The 17469-nt window shown below is 69.6% G+C and carries 19 protein-coding genes and 1 pseudogene; 8 read left to right on the plus strand and 12 right to left on the minus strand.

The genetic code is table 11. The annotated features are described in order from the left end of the window. Positions 1-77: 77 nt before the first annotated feature. The gene (locus tag ACZ60M_RS08750) at positions 78-785 is read right to left on the minus strand and encodes a TIGR03943 family putative permease subunit (RefSeq protein WP_465416142.1); all 708 of its coding nucleotides are present in this window, start codon (positions 783-785) and stop codon (positions 78-80) included. Then, positions 782-1813, minus strand: coding sequence for a permease (locus ACZ60M_RS08755; RefSeq protein ID WP_465416144.1), 1032 nt, complete (start codon positions 1811-1813; stop codon positions 782-784). Before ACZ60M_RS08755 ends, ACZ60M_RS08750 begins: the two co-directional genes overlap by 4 nt. 74 nt (positions 1814-1887) lie before the next feature. Between ACZ60M_RS08755 and ACZ60M_RS08760 the strand changes: the two genes are divergently transcribed. Then, positions 1888-2739, plus strand: coding sequence for an ion transporter (locus ACZ60M_RS08760; RefSeq protein ID WP_465416146.1), 852 nt, complete (start codon positions 1888-1890; stop codon positions 2737-2739). Between the two features lie 14 nt (positions 2740-2753). Here the strand turns inward: ACZ60M_RS08760 and ACZ60M_RS08765 are convergent, their stop codons facing one another. Continuing rightward, positions 2754-3539 carry an isoprenyl transferase gene (locus ACZ60M_RS08765; protein ID WP_465416289.1) on the minus strand — a complete coding sequence of 262 codons (786 nt, stop codon included), beginning with the start codon at positions 3537-3539 and terminating at the stop codon, positions 2754-2756. Between the two features lie 195 nt (positions 3540-3734). Between ACZ60M_RS08765 and ACZ60M_RS08770 the strand changes: the two genes are divergently transcribed. After that, entirely contained in the window at positions 3735-4490 is a 756-nt protein-coding gene (locus ACZ60M_RS08770) for an alpha/beta hydrolase family protein (RefSeq protein WP_465416291.1), read from the plus strand. Between the two features lie 81 nt (positions 4491-4571). On the opposite strand, the pseudogene recO reads toward ACZ60M_RS08770, so the two are convergent. Further along, a pseudogene (recO, locus tag ACZ60M_RS08775) lies at positions 4572-5240 on the minus strand (DNA repair protein RecO); the annotation flags it as partial. Positions 5241-5317: 77 nt separating this feature from the next. On the opposite strand from recO, the gene ACZ60M_RS08780 reads away from it, so the two are divergent. Beyond that, a complete protein-coding gene (locus tag ACZ60M_RS08780) occupies positions 5318-5968 on the plus strand; it encodes an MOSC domain-containing protein (RefSeq protein WP_465416148.1) in 651 nt (216 codons plus the stop codon). A gap of 39 nt (positions 5969-6007) precedes the next feature. On the opposite strand, the gene ACZ60M_RS08785 is transcribed toward ACZ60M_RS08780, so the two are convergent. The 3 genes from ACZ60M_RS08785 to ACZ60M_RS08795 all read right to left on the minus strand — a co-directional run bounded on the left by ACZ60M_RS08785 (position 6008) and on the right by ACZ60M_RS08795 (position 7498). Then, positions 6008-6457: a hypothetical protein gene (locus ACZ60M_RS08785; protein WP_465416150.1), complete on the minus strand. Its 450-nt coding sequence runs from the start codon at positions 6455-6457 to the stop codon at positions 6008-6010. An 82-nt stretch (positions 6458-6539) separates the two neighbouring features. Continuing rightward, complete coding sequence (locus ACZ60M_RS08790; protein WP_465416152.1) at positions 6540-7229, minus strand: endonuclease V; 690 nt, start codon at positions 7227-7229, stop codon at positions 6540-6542. A gap of 32 nt (positions 7230-7261) precedes the next feature. Next, complete coding sequence (locus ACZ60M_RS08795) at positions 7262-7498, minus strand: hypothetical protein (protein ID WP_465416154.1); 237 nt, start codon at positions 7496-7498, stop codon at positions 7262-7264. Between the two features lie 135 nt (positions 7499-7633). Here ACZ60M_RS08795 and ACZ60M_RS08800 point away from each other — a divergent pair, with 135 nt between their 5' ends. Then, positions 7634-8716, plus strand: a complete 1083-nt coding sequence (locus ACZ60M_RS08800) for an NAD-dependent epimerase/dehydratase family protein (protein WP_465416156.1) — start codon at positions 7634-7636, stop codon at positions 8714-8716. Between the two features lie 46 nt (positions 8717-8762). On the opposite strand, the gene ACZ60M_RS08805 is transcribed toward ACZ60M_RS08800, so the two are convergent. The 5 genes from ACZ60M_RS08805 to ACZ60M_RS08825 form a co-directional block, all read right to left on the minus strand. After that, entirely contained in the window at positions 8763-9479 is a 717-nt protein-coding gene (locus ACZ60M_RS08805; RefSeq protein WP_465416158.1) for a hypothetical protein, read from the minus strand. Positions 9480-9655: 176 nt separating this feature from the next. Beyond that, positions 9656-10810, minus strand: coding sequence for a uroporphyrinogen-III synthase (locus tag ACZ60M_RS08810; RefSeq protein WP_465416160.1), 1155 nt, complete (start codon positions 10808-10810; stop codon positions 9656-9658). Next, a complete protein-coding gene (gene nirD / locus ACZ60M_RS08815; protein WP_465416162.1) occupies positions 10810-11151 on the minus strand; it encodes a nitrite reductase small subunit NirD in 342 nt (113 codons plus the stop codon). The genes ACZ60M_RS08810 and nirD overlap by 1 nt, the downstream gene beginning before the upstream one ends. Positions 11152-11156: 5 nt before the next feature. Continuing rightward, positions 11157-13634 (minus strand): nitrite reductase large subunit NirB, encoded by a 2478-nt coding sequence (nirB, locus tag ACZ60M_RS08820; protein ID WP_465416164.1) that lies wholly within the window; start codon positions 13632-13634, stop codon positions 11157-11159. Next, positions 13631-15052, minus strand: a complete 1422-nt coding sequence (locus ACZ60M_RS08825; protein ID WP_465416166.1) for an FAD-dependent oxidoreductase — start codon at positions 15050-15052, stop codon at positions 13631-13633. Before ACZ60M_RS08825 ends, nirB begins: the two co-directional genes overlap by 4 nt. 395 nt (positions 15053-15447) lie before the next feature. Here ACZ60M_RS08825 and ACZ60M_RS08830 point away from each other — a divergent pair, with 395 nt between their 5' ends. Genes ACZ60M_RS08830 through ACZ60M_RS08845 form a run of 4 tightly spaced genes read left to right on the plus strand, consistent with a single transcriptional unit; the run spans position 15448 to position 17468 of the window. Next, a complete protein-coding gene (locus ACZ60M_RS08830; protein WP_465416168.1) occupies positions 15448-15828 on the plus strand; it encodes a YbaB/EbfC family nucleoid-associated protein in 381 nt (126 codons plus the stop codon). Further along, complete coding sequence (locus ACZ60M_RS08835) at positions 15825-16139, plus strand: type VII secretion target (RefSeq protein ID WP_465416170.1); 315 nt, start codon at positions 15825-15827, stop codon at positions 16137-16139. Before ACZ60M_RS08830 ends, ACZ60M_RS08835 begins: the two co-directional genes overlap by 4 nt. Then, positions 16140-16850, plus strand: a complete 711-nt coding sequence (locus ACZ60M_RS08840; RefSeq protein WP_465416172.1) for a WXG100 family type VII secretion target — start codon at positions 16140-16142, stop codon at positions 16848-16850. It abuts the gene before it with no gap. Between the two features lie 6 nt (positions 16851-16856). Further along, positions 16857-17468 (plus strand): EndoU domain-containing protein, encoded by a 612-nt coding sequence (locus tag ACZ60M_RS08845; protein WP_465416174.1) that lies wholly within the window; start codon positions 16857-16859, stop codon positions 17466-17468. Position 17469: the final 1 nt, after the last annotated feature.

Raw genomic sequence — 17469 nt, forward strand, 5'->3', positions numbered from 1 at the left:
CGGAAGGGAGCAACACTCGCGAGCAGCGTAAACGCTTCAGCGCTCACCCGAAAGGCGACACGCGCGGATGACGGGCATCACTGGTATTCGTTCTCCGGGGTCGCGATCGGGGTGATCGACTCGACCTCGATGTACGGCACGAGCTCGCCGTTGATCTCGTCCCGGCCCTGGCGGTCGGTGTAGGTGCCGACGACCTCGACCCACTGGTCCGGTTCCAGATCGGCCGGGAGTTCGCCGTCGAAACCGATCTTGACGGGCCGGGCGTCGGCCGCGCAGCAGGAGACGACCATGCGCGCCAGCTGCGGCTCGTCCCCTTCGTAGAGGATGAAGCCGCGCAGCTGGATGCGGTGGCCCTCCAGGGTCTGGCCTTCGTCGAAGATCGCCCGCGCGGCGTAGTCGAGCAGCGTGAGCGGCACGGGGTCGACGTCGTCGGGCAGCTCGGGGTAGCTCGAGCGGTTCTCCTCGGCGCCGACCACGGTCCCGGTGCGCTCGGCCTCGTACGACCCGAGCGCGTCGGGGGCCACGAGCAGCATCCCGACCACGGGCGCGAGCAGCAGCCACGCCACCTTCGGCTCGCCGTGGCCGTGCCCGTCGTCGGCCTCTTTCCTTGCGAGCCAAGCATTCACGCCGGTGATGGCGGCGACCAGGACGAGGATGACCCCGGCCGGGACGATCAGCCAGAACGCGTACGGCTTCACGTAGTTGAGGTAGTCGCCCGTCCAGGCCAGGCGCAGCATCCCGCCGCCGACCAGGAGCAGGACGACCGCCTGCGCATCGCGTCTCACAGCAGCAGCACTCCCATCAGCACGCTCGCGGCCACGGCCGCGACGAACGCGGTCGGGGCGAAGCGCAGCGCGAACCGGCGGCCGAACGTCCCGGCCTGCATCGCCGCGAGCTTCACGTCGATGAACGGGCCCACGACCATGAACGCCAGCTTCGCGGTGGGCGAGAACTGGGTCAGGGAGGCCGCGACGAACGCGTCCGACTCCGAGCAGATCGACACGAGCACCGCCAGGACCGCCAGCGCGAGCACCCCGAGCACGGGGTTGTCGGCGATCGGCTGGAGCCAGGTCTCGGGCACGAGCGTGTTCAGGCTCGCGGCGATCGCGGCGCCGATGACGAGGTAGCCGCCCGCGTGGAGGAAGTCGTGGCGGATCGCGGACCAGAACGCGGCCCATTTGCCGTCGTCGTGGTGGTGGTGCTTGGGGAGGTTGAGCCACTCGGTCTTGCCGAGCTTCGCCCAGAGCCAGCCGATCGTGATGGCGGCGGCGAGCGAGGCGGCGACGCGCGCGATCACCATCTGGGGGTTGCCGGGGAAGGCCACGATCGTCGAGACCACCACGATCGGGTTGATCGCGGGCGAGGCGAGCATGAAGGTGAACGCGGCGGCGGGGGCGACCCCGCGGCGCACGAGAGCCCCGGCCACGGGCACGGAAGCGCATTCGCAGGCGGGCAGCACGGCCCCGGCGACCCCGGCGACGGGGACGGCGAGGGCGGTGCGCTTGGGGACGACCTTGTGGAAGAACCCGGCGGGCACGAACGCGCTGATCGCTGCCGAGAGGGCCACGCCGAGGACGAGGAACGGGAACGCCTGCACGCAGACCGCGACGAACCGGGCGGACCAGGCCTGGGCGGCTGGGGCGGCGAAGATCTCGGTGAGGCCGGGGCGGGCGGTGAGGCCGAAGATGAGCAGGAGCGCGAGGGCTTCGATGGAGGTGAGCCCGCGGCGCTTGGGGGTCGGCGGGGCGGCCGGGGTCTCGGCTGGGGGTCTGGTCTCGGCGAGTTCGGCGCTCACGCTGCCATTGTGCGGCATGGCCGCCGGTCGGTGAACGCCCGGCTCACCGTACCCACAAGTACATGAGTGTTCTGCTTTATTACTCTTGTGCGGTGCGTGTTCCCACCCTAGGTACCGATCCCAGCCGCGTCCCGGCCGCCTGCCGGTGGCTGCTGGCGAACCCGCGGTTCCAGATGGTGTCGATGGTGGTGATCCTCGTCAACGCGGCCGCGCTGGGCGCGATGACGTTCCCGCACTCGGCCGCGATGGCGGTGTTCCTGCACCGGGTCGACTACGCGTGCCTGGCGTTCTTCACGTTCGAGGTGATCGCGGGGCTCGTGTCGTTCGGGCGGCGGCCGCTGAAGTTCTTCAAGGACGGCTGGAACGTCTTCGACTTCGTGATCGTGTTCGCGTCGTTCATGCCGGGCCTGCGCGAGAACGTGACGATCCTGCGCATGCTGCGGCTGGCGCGGATCGTGCGGATCTTCCGGTCGCTGCCTTCCCTGCGGATCATCCTGGTCGCGGCCGGGAAGGCGCTGCCGAAGTCGGCGGGCGTGTTCGCGCTCACGGGCGTCGTCATGTACCTGTGGGCGATGGTCGGGTGGATCGCGTTCAGCGCCAGCGACCCCGAGCACTTCGGGACCGTGGGCAAGGCGCTGCTGAACCTGTTCCAGCTGGTGGCGTTCGACGACATGGGCAACGTCATGCGCAACAGCATGGAACACAACATGTGGACGCTGCCGTACTACCTGGTGTTCATCCTGTTCGGCGCGTTCGTGCTGGTGAACCTGCTGCTCGGCGTGGTGCTCGCGTCGATGGAGGAGGCGCAGCGCCTCGACGACATCGACGACCAGATCTCGGCGGACACCGCGATCATCCTGGAGCGGATCGACAGGCTGCAGAACACCGTCGACAAGATGCAGGCCGAGCAGGAGCGCGGGCGGGGCTTCACGCCGTTCAAGTGAGCCCCGGGCCCGCCTCAGACCTGCACGGGGTTCGGTTCAGCCCCACCAAATCTCCGGTCCCTGCTCGCGTAGACCTCGCAGGCGTGCCACAGGTGGCGGCGGTCGAAGTCGGGCCAGAGGACGTCGAGGTACACCATCTCGGCGTACGCGGACTGCCACGGCAGGAAGTTCGAGGTGCGCTGCTCGCCGGAGGGGCGCAGGAACAGGTCGACGTCCGGCAGGTCCGGGTTGTACAGGTACTTCGCGAAGGTCTTCTCGGTGACGCGGTCGGGGTTGAGTTTCCCGGCTTTGACGTCCCGGGCGAGCGCCGCGGCGGCGTCGGCGATCTCGGCGCGGCCGCCGTAGTTCACGCAGAACTGCAGCGTGATCTTGTCGTTCTTCTTCGACATCTCCTCGGCCACTTCGAGTTCGGAGATGACGCTCTTCCACAGTTTCGGCCTGCGTCCGGCCCAGCGGATGCGCACGCCCATGGCGGAGAGCTCGTCGCGGCGGCGGTGGATGACGTCGCGGTTGAAGCCCATGAGCCAGCGGACCTCGTCGGGGCTGCGGCGCCAGTTCTCGGTGGAGAAGGCGTACGCGGAGAGGGTCGAGATGCCCATCTCGATGGCGCCCTCGATGGTGTCGAAGAGCGAGGCCTCGCCCATGGTGTGGCCCTCGGTGCGCTTGAGGCCGCGCTCCTTGGCCCAGCGGCCGTTGCCGTCCATCACGAGCGCCACGTGTTTGGGGACCAGCTCGCGCGGCAGCGCGGGCGGGACCGCACCGGACGGGTGCGGCTTCGGCGGCTCGTACGTACGGCTCACATGACCTCCAAGGCGGGGCGAGTCTTCGGCGGGCCTCGATCCTAATCCGCGCACGAGAACCCCGCCGCCCACGCCCGCCCCCGCCGCGATGTCGGACCCTCCGGGCACCATGGAAAACGGGGGCGACCGCGAACCCGTGCACCGCTCGCATTCTTCGCGATGGCGCATCCGTGTGCCCTCTGTTACGTTCAGCCCGTGGAACCTCTCAACGTCGAGCACGCCGGCCGCACCCTCCGCGGCGTCCTCCACCTCCCCCACCCGAACCCGTCCCCCGCGCCCGCCGTCGTCCTCTGCCACGGCTTCGGCGCCAACCGCTTCGAGTTCGGCAACATCTTCATGCCCCTCGCCCGCCGCCTCGCCGCCGAAGGCCTCGCCGCCTACCGCTTCGACTTCGCGGCCTGCGGCGAATCCGACGGCGACTTCGCCGACCTCACCGTCTCCGACCAGGTCGCGCAGGTCGCCGCCGTCCTCGAGACCCTCGCCTCCCACCGCGCCCTCGACCCCGACCGCCTGTCCCTCCTGGGCATGAGCCTCGGCGGCCTCACCGCGTCCCTCGCCGCCGCCAAGCACCCCGTCCGCACGCTCGCCCTCTGGGCCCCCGCCGCGCTCGCCGTCGAGGCGAACGAACCGGCCGAGGACCACTACTGGCCCGAGATCGCCGAGAACGGCTACCAGGACCTCGGCGGCAAGCCCGTCACCAGGCGGTTCGTCGAGGACGGCTTCGGCATCGACCCCTGGGGCGACGCCGCCGCCCACACCGGGCCGGTCCTCTTCGCGGGCGGCACCGAGGACGAACTGCTCCCCGAAGATGTCGTCGACAAGTACCGCGAGACCTACGGCGACCGGCTCGAACTGCACGCCTTCGAAGGCCTCGACCACTGCTTCGAGACCGTGCCCGCCCGCGCCGCCCTCCTCGATCTCACCGTCGAGTTCCTGCGGCGCACCATGTAAGGCCTGGTGCGGCACGTACTTCAAGGTCTTCAGCGGCCGCTCGGAGTGCCACTGGAAGTGCGCGGCGATGAGCCCGGCCGCCTCGGAGCGCTGGCGCGGGTCCGCGGCCCTGGCGCTCGCCCAGTCGCCTTTCTCCAACGCGCGCATGAGTTCCAGCGACGCGGGCTTCGGGACGGTCGCGCCGCCGGGGCGGCAGTCGCCGCACACCGCGCCGCCCGCCGCGACCGCGAACGCCCGGTGCTCGCCGTCCTTGCCGCAGCTCGCGCACTGGTCGAGCGAAGGCGCCCAACCGGCGCTTTTCATGCCGCGCAGCAGGTACGAGTCCATGACCAGTACCGCCGGGATGTCGGTCTCGGCCAGCGCCCTGAACGCGCCGAGCGTCAGCTGGAACACGTCGAGGTCGGGCTGGTGGTCTTCGGGGACGAGCCGTTCGGCGGCTTCGGCGATGACGCACGCGGCGGTGTACGCGGGCCAGTCGGAGGCGATCGCGCCGCCGGAGAGGTGGAGGCCGACGGCCTGGGTGACGGTGTGCAGCTCGGCGCGGCCCTCGATGAGCTGCAGGTCGACGTGGCTGAAGGGCGCGAGGCGCGCCCCGAACTTGGAGGAGGTGCGGCGCAGGCCCTTGGCCATGGCCCGGTAGCGGCCGCGCTGGCGTCCGAGCAGCGACACGATCGCGTCGGCCTCGCCGAGTTTGAAGGTGCGCAGAACGACCGCGTCGTCGCGGAACAGCTTCCTGGTGCTCACCCCCACGACGCAAGCCTATCCGGCGGGTCCGACAGGGCAAATGCGGTTGAGCCGGGAGCGGGCGCTCACTAGGCTTTCAAGCCGTGAAGATCATCAGCGTGAACGTGGGCAGGCCGCGGGAGAACCCGTGGAAGGGCCTCGCGACCACCTATATCGACAAGCAGCCGGTCGAGGGTCCCGTGCGTGTGACCTCGCCGGGCCCGAAGGGCGACGGCTCGGTCGGCCTCGCGGGCGACAAGGTCGGCGACGTGCAGCACCACGGCGGCACCAACCAGGCCGTGTACGTCTACGGCGCCGAGGACTACGCGCACTTCAATTCGCTCGTCGGCCGTGATTTCGGGGCGGGCGCGTTCGGGGAGAACCTGACGACGACCGGGTACGACGTCAACGCCGCGGTCATCGGCGAGCAATGGGCCGGGCCGGGCGGCCTGGTGCTCCAGGTGACCGGCGCGCGCATCCCCTGCGGCACGTTCCGGGGCTGGGTCGACGAGCGCGGCTGGCTGAAGACGTTCACCCGCGAGGCGCGGCCGGGCCCGTACATGCGGGTGGTCGAGCCGGGCTTCGTGGAGGCGGGCGCCGAGCTGGAGGTCGTGCACCGGCCCGACCACGGCGTCACCGCCGCGATGTTCTTCCGGGCCGCGATGGGCGACAAGGACCTCGTCCCGGTGGTCATGGAGGCGCCCGAGCTCCCGGAGGGCGAGCGGCAGTGGCTGCTCGGCAACTTCGGCGCATAGCGCGCTGCCCCGGCCGACGAGGCCGGGGCAGCGCTGCTTCTAGGCGGTCGCGAGCTGCGGTTTGCGGAAGTAGGCGTTCGCGCCGGGGCTGAACATGAGGCCGGTGGCGAGCAGGACGGCGGCGATGTGCGCAAGCCGGGTTACGAAGAAGGCCATGGCGAAATCGCCGTCCCCGCCGACGGCCGCGATGAGCGATTCGCCGTCGGCGAGCTGCATCGCGGAGGGCACGACCATCGCGGCCAGGCCGACCACGGAGAGCAGCAGGGCGAGTCCGATACGGGCCCAGCGGTGGCCGCGCGCGAAGAAGCCCACGAGCACGAAAGCTCCGATGTAGACGATCGAGCGGACGCCGATGTTCATCCAGACTCCGGCGTCGATCCCGGATTCCTGGGCGATCTCGCTGACGGCGAGCACGGTCTCGACGATCCCGGCCACGATCGCGGTGGACCACAGGAGGGCGGCGTTCTTGACGGTTTCGGGTTTTTCCATACCTTGAACGCTATTGAAGTCCCGGTTCCGGAACCATCCTGCGAGCGCCCCGGTGCAGGGTAAGGACGGCCCTACCCCGTGGTCACTCGGTCGCGGCGAGTCGCCTGCGGCCCAACTGGTCCGCCGCGCGGATCGGCTCGGGGAGCCGGAACTTCGGGGCGAGTTCGAGGACGAGGTCGCGGGCGGTCGGCAGGGTCGCGCGGTGGCCGACCGAGACGTACACGGGCTTGACGCCGTCCTGGGTGCGCAGCGCGCAGCCGACGGTCTCGCCGCCCGCGGTGATCGCGGTCCACGCGCCGCGCTCGGGCCCGGGGGCCTCCCAGGGCAGATGCGGCGGGTTCTTGGCGACGCCGATTGCGGGCGCGTCGAGGACGACGCCGAGGTGGCAGGCCAGGCCGAACCGGCGCGGGTGGGTGAGCCCGTAGCCGTCGCACACGTACAGGTCGGGGGTCACCGTGAGCGCTTCGATCGCTTTGAGCAGCAACGGTAGTTCCCGGAAGGCGAGCAGGCCCGGCACGTAGGGGAATTCCGAGGAGCCGCGCACGATGGACTGGTCCACGACCTCGAGATCGCCGCGCCGCAGCACCACGGCCGTGGCGATAGCCGTATCGCTGTGCTTGTCATAGGCGATATCGAGCCCGGCGACCGTCTCTATCGGACTGTCATCGTCGGCGACGACCACGCATCCGGCCAGCTCGGTCTGGATGGCGACCGCTTCGGCCTCGTCTCGGGGCCGGCGGGCATAGGCGGCTCGGGGCTGGTGGTCGCTCACGCCGAAAGCCTAACGAAAGGCGCGAGCGGGCTTCATTCCCCGTCGAAATCGTAGAACGAGCTCTCGCCGCCGTCCAGATCCAGGCCGTCGACATCGGCTGCGTCGGTCTCGAAGCTGCCGTCGCCTTCGGCCTCGTACTGGAAGTCGTCCATGTCGTCGCCGCCTTCGAAATCGAGCGCGTCCTCCGGCGCCGCGTCGAACGGCTCGTCCGGTCCGGCCTCCAGGGACGCGAAGAAGGACTCGTCGAACTCGGTGCCGTCGTCGCTCATCGGGCCTCCACTCCCCTGTCCCCCCATCGTATTGCGCGGCCCCGACATGCGCATCCGCTCCGCGAGTTCCGCTCCCCGATCCGCTCAGGGCGAACCGCCCTTGCCAGCCGCCCGGCCAGGGTCCATGCTCGGGTGATGAGCACCGAGAAGAACGTCCTCGTCCTCGGCGGGACCGTGTTCCTGTCTCAGTCCATCGCGAAGCACGCGGTCGCACGCGGCCACCGCGTCACCGTCGCCTCGCGCGGCACCAGCGGCGAACCGCCCGAAGGCGCCGAGTTCGCCAAGCTCGACCGCGCCACCGGCGAAGGCCTCGAAGCCTTGCGCGGCAAGCAGTTCGACGCGGTCTTCGATGTCGCGCGCATGCCAGGGCTCGTCGGCCCGGTCCTCGACGTCCTCGCCGATAATGCCGCGCACTGGTCGTTCGTTTCCACCATCTCCGTCTACAAGCACTTCGACAAGATGAGCGACGAGCTCCACGACCCAACCGCACCCGACTCCGCCGACCCGGCCCTGGAGGTCTACGGCGCCAGCAAGGTCGCCTGCGAACACCTGGTGCGCGAACGCCTGGGCGACAAGGCGTTCATCTCCCGCCCCGGCCTCATCGTCGGCCCCGGGGACCGCAACGACCGCCTCGGCTACTGGCCGCTGCGCTTCGCGGAGGGCGGCGAGGTCCTGGCGCCCGGCCCGCGCGAGCGGCCCGTCCAGTGGATCGACGTCGAGGACTACGCCGCCTGGCTCCTGGACGCCGCCGACGCGGGCGCGAGCGGCACGGTCGACGCCATCGGCGCACCGCTCGGATTCGGCGCGTTCCTCGACGCCGTCGGCGAAGCGCTCGTCGAGCACGGCGTCATCGAGGAAGCCCCGGAACCGACCTGGGTGCCGCAGGAGTTCCTGATCGAGCAGGGCGTCAACCCGTGGGCCGGGCCCGATTCGCTCGGCATGTGGGTGCCGACACCCGATTACGACGGCTTCCAGACCCGGCCCACCGACCCGGCCGCGGCCGCCGGGTTCAAGGCCTCGGCCCTCGGCGACACGGTAAAGCGCTGGTGGGACGCGAACGCCGAAGCGCCCCAGCTGAAAGCGGGTCTCTCCCGCCGGAAGGAGGGCGAAGTCCTCGCCGCCTGGCACGACAAGCCCGCAAGCGACGGCCTCGCCGACCTCGACGCCAACCGCCGCTTCGCGGTGCCGCAAGCAGAAACACCCGCCTACGACGGGTAACGAGAACGGCCCCACCGAAGCGCCGGTGAGGCCGTGCGAGTCTCGCTTAGGAAGCGGGCGGGTAGGGCGGCTGGCCCGGGCCCGGCTGGGGCGGCTGCTGCCCGTAGGGCGGCTGCGGGGGCTGCTGGCCGTAAGGCGGCTGGCCCATGTACGGGCCCATCGGCGGCTCCTCCTTGCGGAAGAACTCGTTCGAGGCCGGCACCGCGAGCAGGATGATGATGACCAGCGAGCCGACGATGAGCACGATGAGCGTGGCCCAGTCGATCGCGGTGACCCAGGCGGGAGTCGCCTCCTCGACGGCCTTCGTCGCCTCGTCCTCGTACGCCTGGCCGTTGACGTTCGCCGTCATCGAGCCGAGCTGACCGACGATCCCGCCGATGCCGCAGCACAGCAGGCCGATACCGGAGAGGATCCAGCTCAAGATCCGCGCGGGCCGCTTGCCGCCGTTCACCAAGAGCGCCAGGATCACGTAGAAGATCGCCATGATCACGTAGACGCCCGCGATGAGCGCGAACGTGAAGGTGATGAGCGAGCTGACGTTGTCGGCCGTCAGGCCCGACTCCGCCAGTTCAGGGTCTTCGAGCAGCTGCGCGGTGACGGTGTCCTCGACCGACTTCATCACCGAGAACATCGCGATGCCGCTCGCGACGAGCAGCACGGCCGTGAGGATCTGGGTCCACACCACGGCGGTGACCGATCCGGGCCTGGTCTTCGGCCCCGGCGGGGGCGACTGCGGATACTGCGGCGCCGGCGGGTATGCCATGGCGGCCTCCGATTCTCGAGCGAACGGGCGTGAACGGTCTCAGGAACCTCATCGTACGGAGTCGCGGTGCGTCCCGCCACCCATCCTCAATGGCCGGTCAATGGCCGTGCCGTAGCCGGAGGACGCGAAAATGCCGCCCCACCGGGGGAACGGTGGGGCGGCGCGAGCAGCAGAAATCAGATTTCGAGGTTCAAGCGGTAGCCCCGCTTGATCACAGTCTCCACACAGGACCTGAGGTGCACGGCGTCGCGCAGGCGGGTGACCGCCATCTCGACGGCGTGGCCGTCGGCGCCGCGCGGCAGGTGCCCGAGGAGTTCGGCCCGGGAGAGGACCTTGCCGTTCGCCGAGGCCAGCGCCCGGATGACGGCCATCGGGGCCGGCGGGAGCTGGAACGGCTGGTCGTCGAGGAGGACCATGTGGCCGCGCAGTTCGATGCTGTGCCCGGTCGCGAGCTGCATCTGCCGCGAGCGCTTGGGCAGCGCGGAGGCGACGGTGCGCACGAGCGCTCCCAGCCGGGCCCGCTGCGGCTGCACCGATTCGACGCCGAGGCGCGTCAGCGGCGCGGCGGTGATCGGGCCGACCGAGACCGACAGGACGCCGTTGTCTTCTGCCGAGGCGCGGAACGCCTCCAGCATGTCGGCGGCCTGGTCGCCTGCGATGCGCAGCAGCGCGTTCGCGGCCGGTGCCGACGTGAACGTCACGGCGTCGATGCGGCGGGCGCAGATGGCGTCCACGAGGCGCTGCACGGGCGTGATGTCGGTGGGGAGGGTCCAGCGGTAGACCGGGACGGCGACGGCCGCGCCGCCGCCGTCGCGCACGGTCTGGATGAAGTCCTCGGCGGGGTCGCCGTGGAGCTGGATCGCGACCCGCTGGCCGTTGACGCCGTGCTCGCGCAGGTACTCCACGACCTCGTCGCCGGTCTCGCTCGGAGCGGTCCACTCCTCGGTGAGCCCGGCCGCGCGCACCGCGCCGAGGGCTTTGGGCCCGCGGCACAGGATGCGCGCGCGGCCCATCACGGTGAGCAGGTCGTCGCCCATGCCCCAGCCCTCGGCGGCTTCGAGCCAGCCGCGGAAGCCGATCCCCGTGGTGGCCACCACGAGGTCCGGGGCCTCGCGGATGAGCTCCACTGTGGCCGCTCGCAGCGCCTCGTCGTCCGGGAGGGGGACGATGCGCAGCGTCGGGGCGACCACCGTGCGGGCGCCGCGGCGCTCCAGGAGGGTCGCCAGCTCGTCGGCGCGGCGCTGCGCCGTGACGGCCACGGTGTAGCCGGTCAGCGGTGCGAGCGCCGTCGGCGACTCGGCGTCACGGGAAGGGGCTTGGGCTGCGACCATCAGGCGCTCGCTTTCACTTCCGATTTGAGGCCGACGCGGACCTGGCCGTCGAGGACTTCGACGGCGAAGACCTCCAGGGCGACGGTCGCATCGTCGAGGCAGACGCCGGTCTTGAGCGAGAACGCCTGCTTGAGCAGGGGGCTGGTGACGACCGGCTCGCCGCCGCGGTCGCCTACGAGGCCCCGGCTCATGACGTTGGCGTCCATGAACGGGTCCAGGTTGGACACGGCGTAGAGGCTGTCGTCGTGGAGGCGGAACACGGCGACCTGGGTGCCGTCCTCCAGGAGGGCGGCCACGCCGCGGCCGGGGATGATCCGGTCGTACTCGCAGATGGTTTCCATGCTGATCACTTCCTTACGGGCGTGCCGAGGGCGACGGGCGTGCTGTGCGAGCGCTCGGTGGACCCGGCCGGGAACTTCTGGCCGCGGACCTCCTCGAACTCGATCTTCGGGTCCGGGGCGTCGGGGGCGTTGACGAAGGACACGAACCGCTGGAGCTTCTCGGGGTCGTCGATGACGCCCTTCCACTCGTCGGCGTAGTTGTCGACGTGCTTCTCCATGAGGGCGTCGAGTTCGGCGCAGATGCCGAGCTTGTCGTCGACGATGACCTCGCGGAGGTAGTCGATGCCGCCTTCGAGGCCTTCGACCCACTTCGAGGTGCGCTGCAGGCGGTCGGCGGTCGAGATGTAGAACATCAGGAACCGGTCGATGGTCCGCACCAGCGTCTCGGAGTCCACATCGGACAAGAGCAGGTCGGCGTGGCGGGGCGTGAAGCCGCCGTTGCCGCCCACGTACAGGTTCCAGCCGTGCTCGGTCGCGATGATCCCGAAGTCCTTGCCGCGGGCCTCGGCGCACTCGCGCGCGCAGCCCGACACGGCCGACTTCAGCTTGTGCGGCGAGCGCAGGCCCCGGTAGCGCAGTTCCAGGTCGATCGCCATCTTCACCGAGTCCTGGACGCCGTAGCGGCACCAGTCGGTGCCCACGCAGGACTTCACCGTGCGCAGGGACTTGCCGTAGGCGTGGCCCGACTCGAAGCCCGCGTCCACCAGCTTGCGCCAGATCTTCGGCAGGTCCTCGACGCGCGCGCCGAACATGTCGATGCGCTGGCCGCCGGTGATCTTCGTGTACAGGTCGAATTCCTTGGCGACCTGGCCGATGACGATCAGCTTGTCCGGCGTGATCTCGCCGCCGGGGATGCGCGGGACGACCGAGTAGGTGCCGTTGCGCTGCATGTTCGCCAGGAAGTGGTCGTTGGTGTCCTGGAGGGACGCCTGCTCGCCTTCGAGGATGTGCCCGTTCGAGAGGCTCGCGAGGATCGAGGCCACGGTGGGCTTGCACAGGTCGCAGCCGGTGCCGGTGCCGTAGCGGGCGATGAGCTCCGAGAAGGTCGTGATGCCGGTGACCTTGACGATGTCGAACAGCTCGGCGCGCGACTGCGTGAAGTGCTCGCAGACCGCGTTCGAGACCTCGACGCCGCCTTCCTTCAACAGCTGCTTGAGCATCGGGATGCACGAGCCGCACGAGGTACCGGCCTTGGTGCAGGCCTTCAGCTCGCCGACGTCCTGGCATCCCTGCTCGTGGATGGCGCCCATGATGTCGCCCTTGGTGACCGCGTTGCACGAGCACACCTGCGCCGCGTCCGGGAGCGACCCTTCGATCTCGCCGCCGCCGAGCAGGTCCGCGAGCTTGCCGGGGACCTTGCCGCCGACGGAAGCACGAAGCAGCGGGTACGGCTCGGCGTCGCCGACGAGCATGCCGCCCAGCAGCGTCTGCGCGTCATCGGAGAGGATCAGCTTCGCGTACGTGCCGTGGGCCGGGTCGAGATAGGTGGTCGAAAGCGGACCCTCCATCGAACCGAACTGGGCCACGTCCACACCGAGGAGCTTCAGCTTCGTCGACATGTCGGCGCCTGGGAACGTCGCTTCGCCGCCCGCGATCCGGTCCGCGACGACCTCGGCCATCGAGTAACCAGGCGCGACCAGGCCGTAGCACATGCCTTCCATCGCCGCGACCTCGCCGATCGCGTACACGTCCGGGTCCGAAGTGACACAAGACAGGTCGGTGATGATGCCGCCGCGCTCGCCCACCTCGATGCCGCACTCGCGGGCGAGCTGGTCGCGGGGGCGCACGCCCGCCGCGAAGATGATCAGGTCGGTGTCGTACGCGACGCCCTCGCGGTTCGTCTCCATGCGCAGACGGCCGTCGACCGCTTCGATCTTGGTGCCGCCCGTGCCGCAGTCGACGCCGATGCCCAGCTTCTCGATGTGCTGCTTGAGGATGCCGCCGCCGGCCTCGTCCAGCTGACGGGCCATGAGCCAAGGGGCGAACTCGACGATCTGCGTCTCAAGACCCAAGAGCTTCAAAGCGTTCGCGGCCTCAAGACCCAAGAGCCCGCCGCCGATGACGACGCCGTGGCGCCGACCCTCAGAGTGGGCCTTGATCGCCTCGAGGTCCTCGATGGTCCGGTAGACGAACACGCCCTCGAGGTCCGCGCCCTCCATCGGCGGCACGAAAGCATAAGAGCCCGTAGCAAAAACAAGCTTGTCGTAGGGGTACTCGCCCTTGTCGGAGTACACGACCTTGCTGGTGCGGGCGATCGAGACCGCGGCCTCGCCGAGCTTCACGTCCACGTTCGGCAGGTCCGAGGCGAGCGAGAGCTCCTCCGCGCTGACCCCGTCGAAGAACGCCGACAGGCGCACCCGGTCGTAGGCCGGACGCGGCTCCTCGCAGAGGACCGTGACCTCCCAGGACGGGTCGCGCTGGGTGATCGCTTCCAGGAACCGGCGGCCGACCATGCCGTCGCCGATGACTACCAACTTGCTCATGCTGACACCTCATTCAATTGCTCGGCAGCCTGACCGATTCCAGCGACAGTGCTGTTCAGCCACTTGCACAGACCCGCGACGTCCTCGGCACACGTGCCGCATCCCGTCGAAGCCTGCGTAGCCTCCGACAGGGCCTCGGGCGTACGCGCTCCATCGAGGAACGCCTTGCCGAGCACCCCTTTCGTGACGTTGTTGCAGCGGCAGACCACGGCCTCGTCGGACATGGATGCCGGAGTATCGGGGGCCACCGACACGGACTCGCCGGGGCGGCCCATCAGGAGGGTGCGGCGGTCGTGCGGCACCGGGTCGCCGGTGTCGAACAACTGGACCACCTGGCCCACCATCGGGTTGTCGCCGAGCATGACCGCCCCCGCGAGGCGGCCTTCGGCGTCGATGACCAAGCGGGCGTACGTGCCGCGCGTCGGGTCCGCGAACGAGACGACCTCGTCGCCCTCCACGTCGCCCATCGCGGCGAGCTCGATGCCCGAAGCCTTCAATCGCGTGACCAGGCGCGAGCCCTCGTAGGCCGCGTCCGGGTTCGACTCCGTGATCAGGTCGACCACGACATCCGCCTGCTCCCAGGCGGGCCCCACGAGCCCGTAGGGAATCCCGCGGTGCTCGGCGCAGTCGCCGACCGCGAACACATCGGGGTGGGAGGTGCGGCACTGGTCGTCGATCTTCACGGCCCGACCGCACTCGATGCCCATGGACTGGGCCAGTTCGGTATTGGGGCGGATGCCGCAGGACACGACCATGAGCTGGCCGGTCACGGTGCGGCCGTCGGCCAGGACGAGCGTCAGGCCGTCGTCGCCGTGGATGACCTTCGTGGTCTGCGCGTCGACGATCGAATTGACGCCGACCTCGGCGTACGAATCAGCGAGGACCTTGGCGCCCAGGGGGTCGAGCTGCCGGTCCATGAGGTGGCCGGCCGCGTGCACCACGGTGACGTCCATGCCGCGCTTGGCGAGGCCGCGCGCGGCCTCAAGACCGAGGAGCCCGCCGCCGAGCACGATCGCGCTGGCGCGGTTCGCGGCCTCGTCGAGGATCGACCGAGCGTCCTCGATAGTCCGGAGAACATAAGCACCAGTGGGCAGAGGAAGCAGACCGGGAATAGGAGGAACGAAAGCGCCAGCGCCGGTAGCCAAGACCAACTTGTCGAAGGAGACCCCGTTGACGACCTTGTTCTCAAGGTCGACCGACTCGACCGCTTCGCCGAGCCGCAGCTCAACCGATTCGGGCGGGACCGGGAGGGCGATCTCGTCCTCGGTCTGCTTGCCCGCGATCATGCTGGAGAGCAGGATGCGGTTGTAGGCGGCCTGGGGCTCGTCACCGAACACGGTGACCTCGACGCCCCGCCGCCCGAGCTCGCGGGCGATGCGGGCCCCGGCCATGCCGTAACCGACGATCGCGACCTTCACGCGCTGGACCTCCCGGTGCTGGACTGACTGCGTAGGCGGCGGTGGGCTCGCAAACTCGCGTTTCCCGCAAGCCCGCCCGCCGCGCGCTGTCTGGGCGACGACGCTGTCAGTCCCCGACTGGGCTCTAGAGTCGCCTGGACCTGTTACGTGAGCGAGCGGTGAATGTTTCGCGTGTGCTAAGTAGTCCGCACTCTCCCGTTTCCAGCCCTCGACAGCTCGTGCCGGAAACCGGACCCCGCGTGAGCACCGGGAACGCCGATACAGCGGCGGAGACGGGGGATCAATGGGACGAACAGCAGGCGTCTGTGACGTGAGGGGCCATTGAACACCTGGGCTATTCTCGCGAACGGATGGACGTCGGCGCCCGGAGCCGGCGACACGAGGAGTGATCGAACATGGACAGACGGGTACTCAGCGGCGACGACGCCGTCGCCCGCCTAGAAGAACGCCAGGCCGCTTTCCAAAAGACAGTGGCGGCGACCCAGGAGATGGCGACGCGGATGCGGACCCTGACGGCCACCGCGAGCGACCCGAACGGCCTCGCCACCGTCACCGTCGACTCCAGCGGGGTCCTGCTCAAGGCCGACTTCTCCGCACGCATCCAGCGCACCGCCCCCGAGGCCGTGTCCCGCGCGCTCATGGAGGCCCTGGCCTACGCCAAGCTGCGCGTCGCCGAGCAGACCCAGGAGGTCATCGCCGAGACCGTCGGCGCCGACTCCGCGACCGGCCAGGCCGTCTCGCAGGACCTCCAGAACCGCCTCGGCGGCCGCCAGTGAGCACCGGCATCGAGGTCGACCCCGAGGAACTGCGCACCCACGCCGGGCACATCGACAGCCTCATCGCACGCTACGAGACCGTCAAGGCGGCCTCCGCGCAGATCTCGGCCGCACCCGACGCGTTCGGGCCGCTCTGCGAGTGGATGGCCGGCATCCTCGAGGACAAGCACCAGATGGTCGAGCCCCTCTTCGAGAAGGGCAAGAGCAACCTCGGCACCCACGTCGAAGCACTGCGGACCTGCGCGGACCTCTACGAGGAGTCCGACGCCGCGTCCGGGAGCGAATTCGACAAGCTCACCGGGGAGATGTAGATGGCCGAGAACCCCCTGGTCGCCGACGTCAAGGACTCGCACCACTTCTGGAAGGGCGCGGGCATCGGCGAGGACATCGCCGACATCGTCTCCGCCATCAAATCCGAAGACTGGGTCGACGCCTCCCTCGCGGGCGTCGGCGCCACACTCAGCGCGGTCGGCTTCCTCGACCCGCTCGGCGCGATCGTCTCCACCGGTGTCTCCTGGCTCATCGAGCTCATCGGGCCGCTGCGCGAGCTCCTCGACGACCTCACCGGCGACGCCGACATCCTCACCGCCCACGCCACCACGTGGACCAACATGGCCGAGGAACTCAACGCCATCAAGGACGAGCTCACCGCGTTCATCGACAGCGACATCACCGGCTGGCAGGACGACGCCGCCGATGCGTACAAGGCCAACATGGGCAACAACGTCGAAGGCACCAACGGGCTGGCGCAGCTGTGCGCGGCCATGAGCGCCGCGACGACGGGTGCCGGGACGCTCGTGACCGTCACCAGGGAACTCGTGCGCGACCTCATCGCGCAGCTGGTCGCGACGCTGCTGATCCGCCTCCCGGTGTGGTTGGGGCTGTGCGCAACCGGCGTGGGAATCCCCGCAGTGGCGGCGCAGGCGGCAGGCATGATCGCGCAGGTCCTCGCCACGGTGGTCGGGATCATCATCGCGCTCGTCCAGAGCCTCACGGCCCTCCAGCAGCTCCTCGACAGTTAGGCCAAGATGCGCGCTCTAGCCAAGCTTCTCGTCGTCGCGGCCATCGCCCTGGCGCTCAATACTCCTAAACCAGGCCCGAAACCCGGCGGCCCGAAACCGGGCGTTCCCAAAGTCAAACCGCCGGTCAACGGCGTCTCCTCGGCAGTGACTGCTGCCTGGGACGCGTTCGAGCAGGGCCAGGCCGGCGGTGGGACCACCCCGAACGGACCGAAGAATCCCAACAGTCCGACCACCAGCGGCTGGACCCCTGAGCAGCTGAAGAACATGCCGAACCTCGGCGACACGTCCAAGCGCAAGACCCACATCCTCTACGGTGAGTACGGCACTGGCGGCAAGCTCATCAGCGGCGGCCACGCTCCCGATGCGGGCGGCGGCACCGAGTTCCCGAGCAAGTGGTCGGAAGGCCAGATGATCGAGGGCATCGAGAATGTGGCCCGCAACCCGACCTCGATGACGCCGCGAGACGGCGGCGGCTACGAGGTTCGCGGCGTGCACAACGGCGTCGAGATCGAAGTGATCCTCAACGCGGACGGCACCGTGTGGACCGGCTATCCGACCCCGACCCCGGGCAACATCAGCGAAGGCGTCGTTGTCAACGACAAGGGCCTCTTGTTCTAGG

The sequence above is a fragment of the Glycomyces sp. NPDC050141 genome, assembly GCF_055586545.1.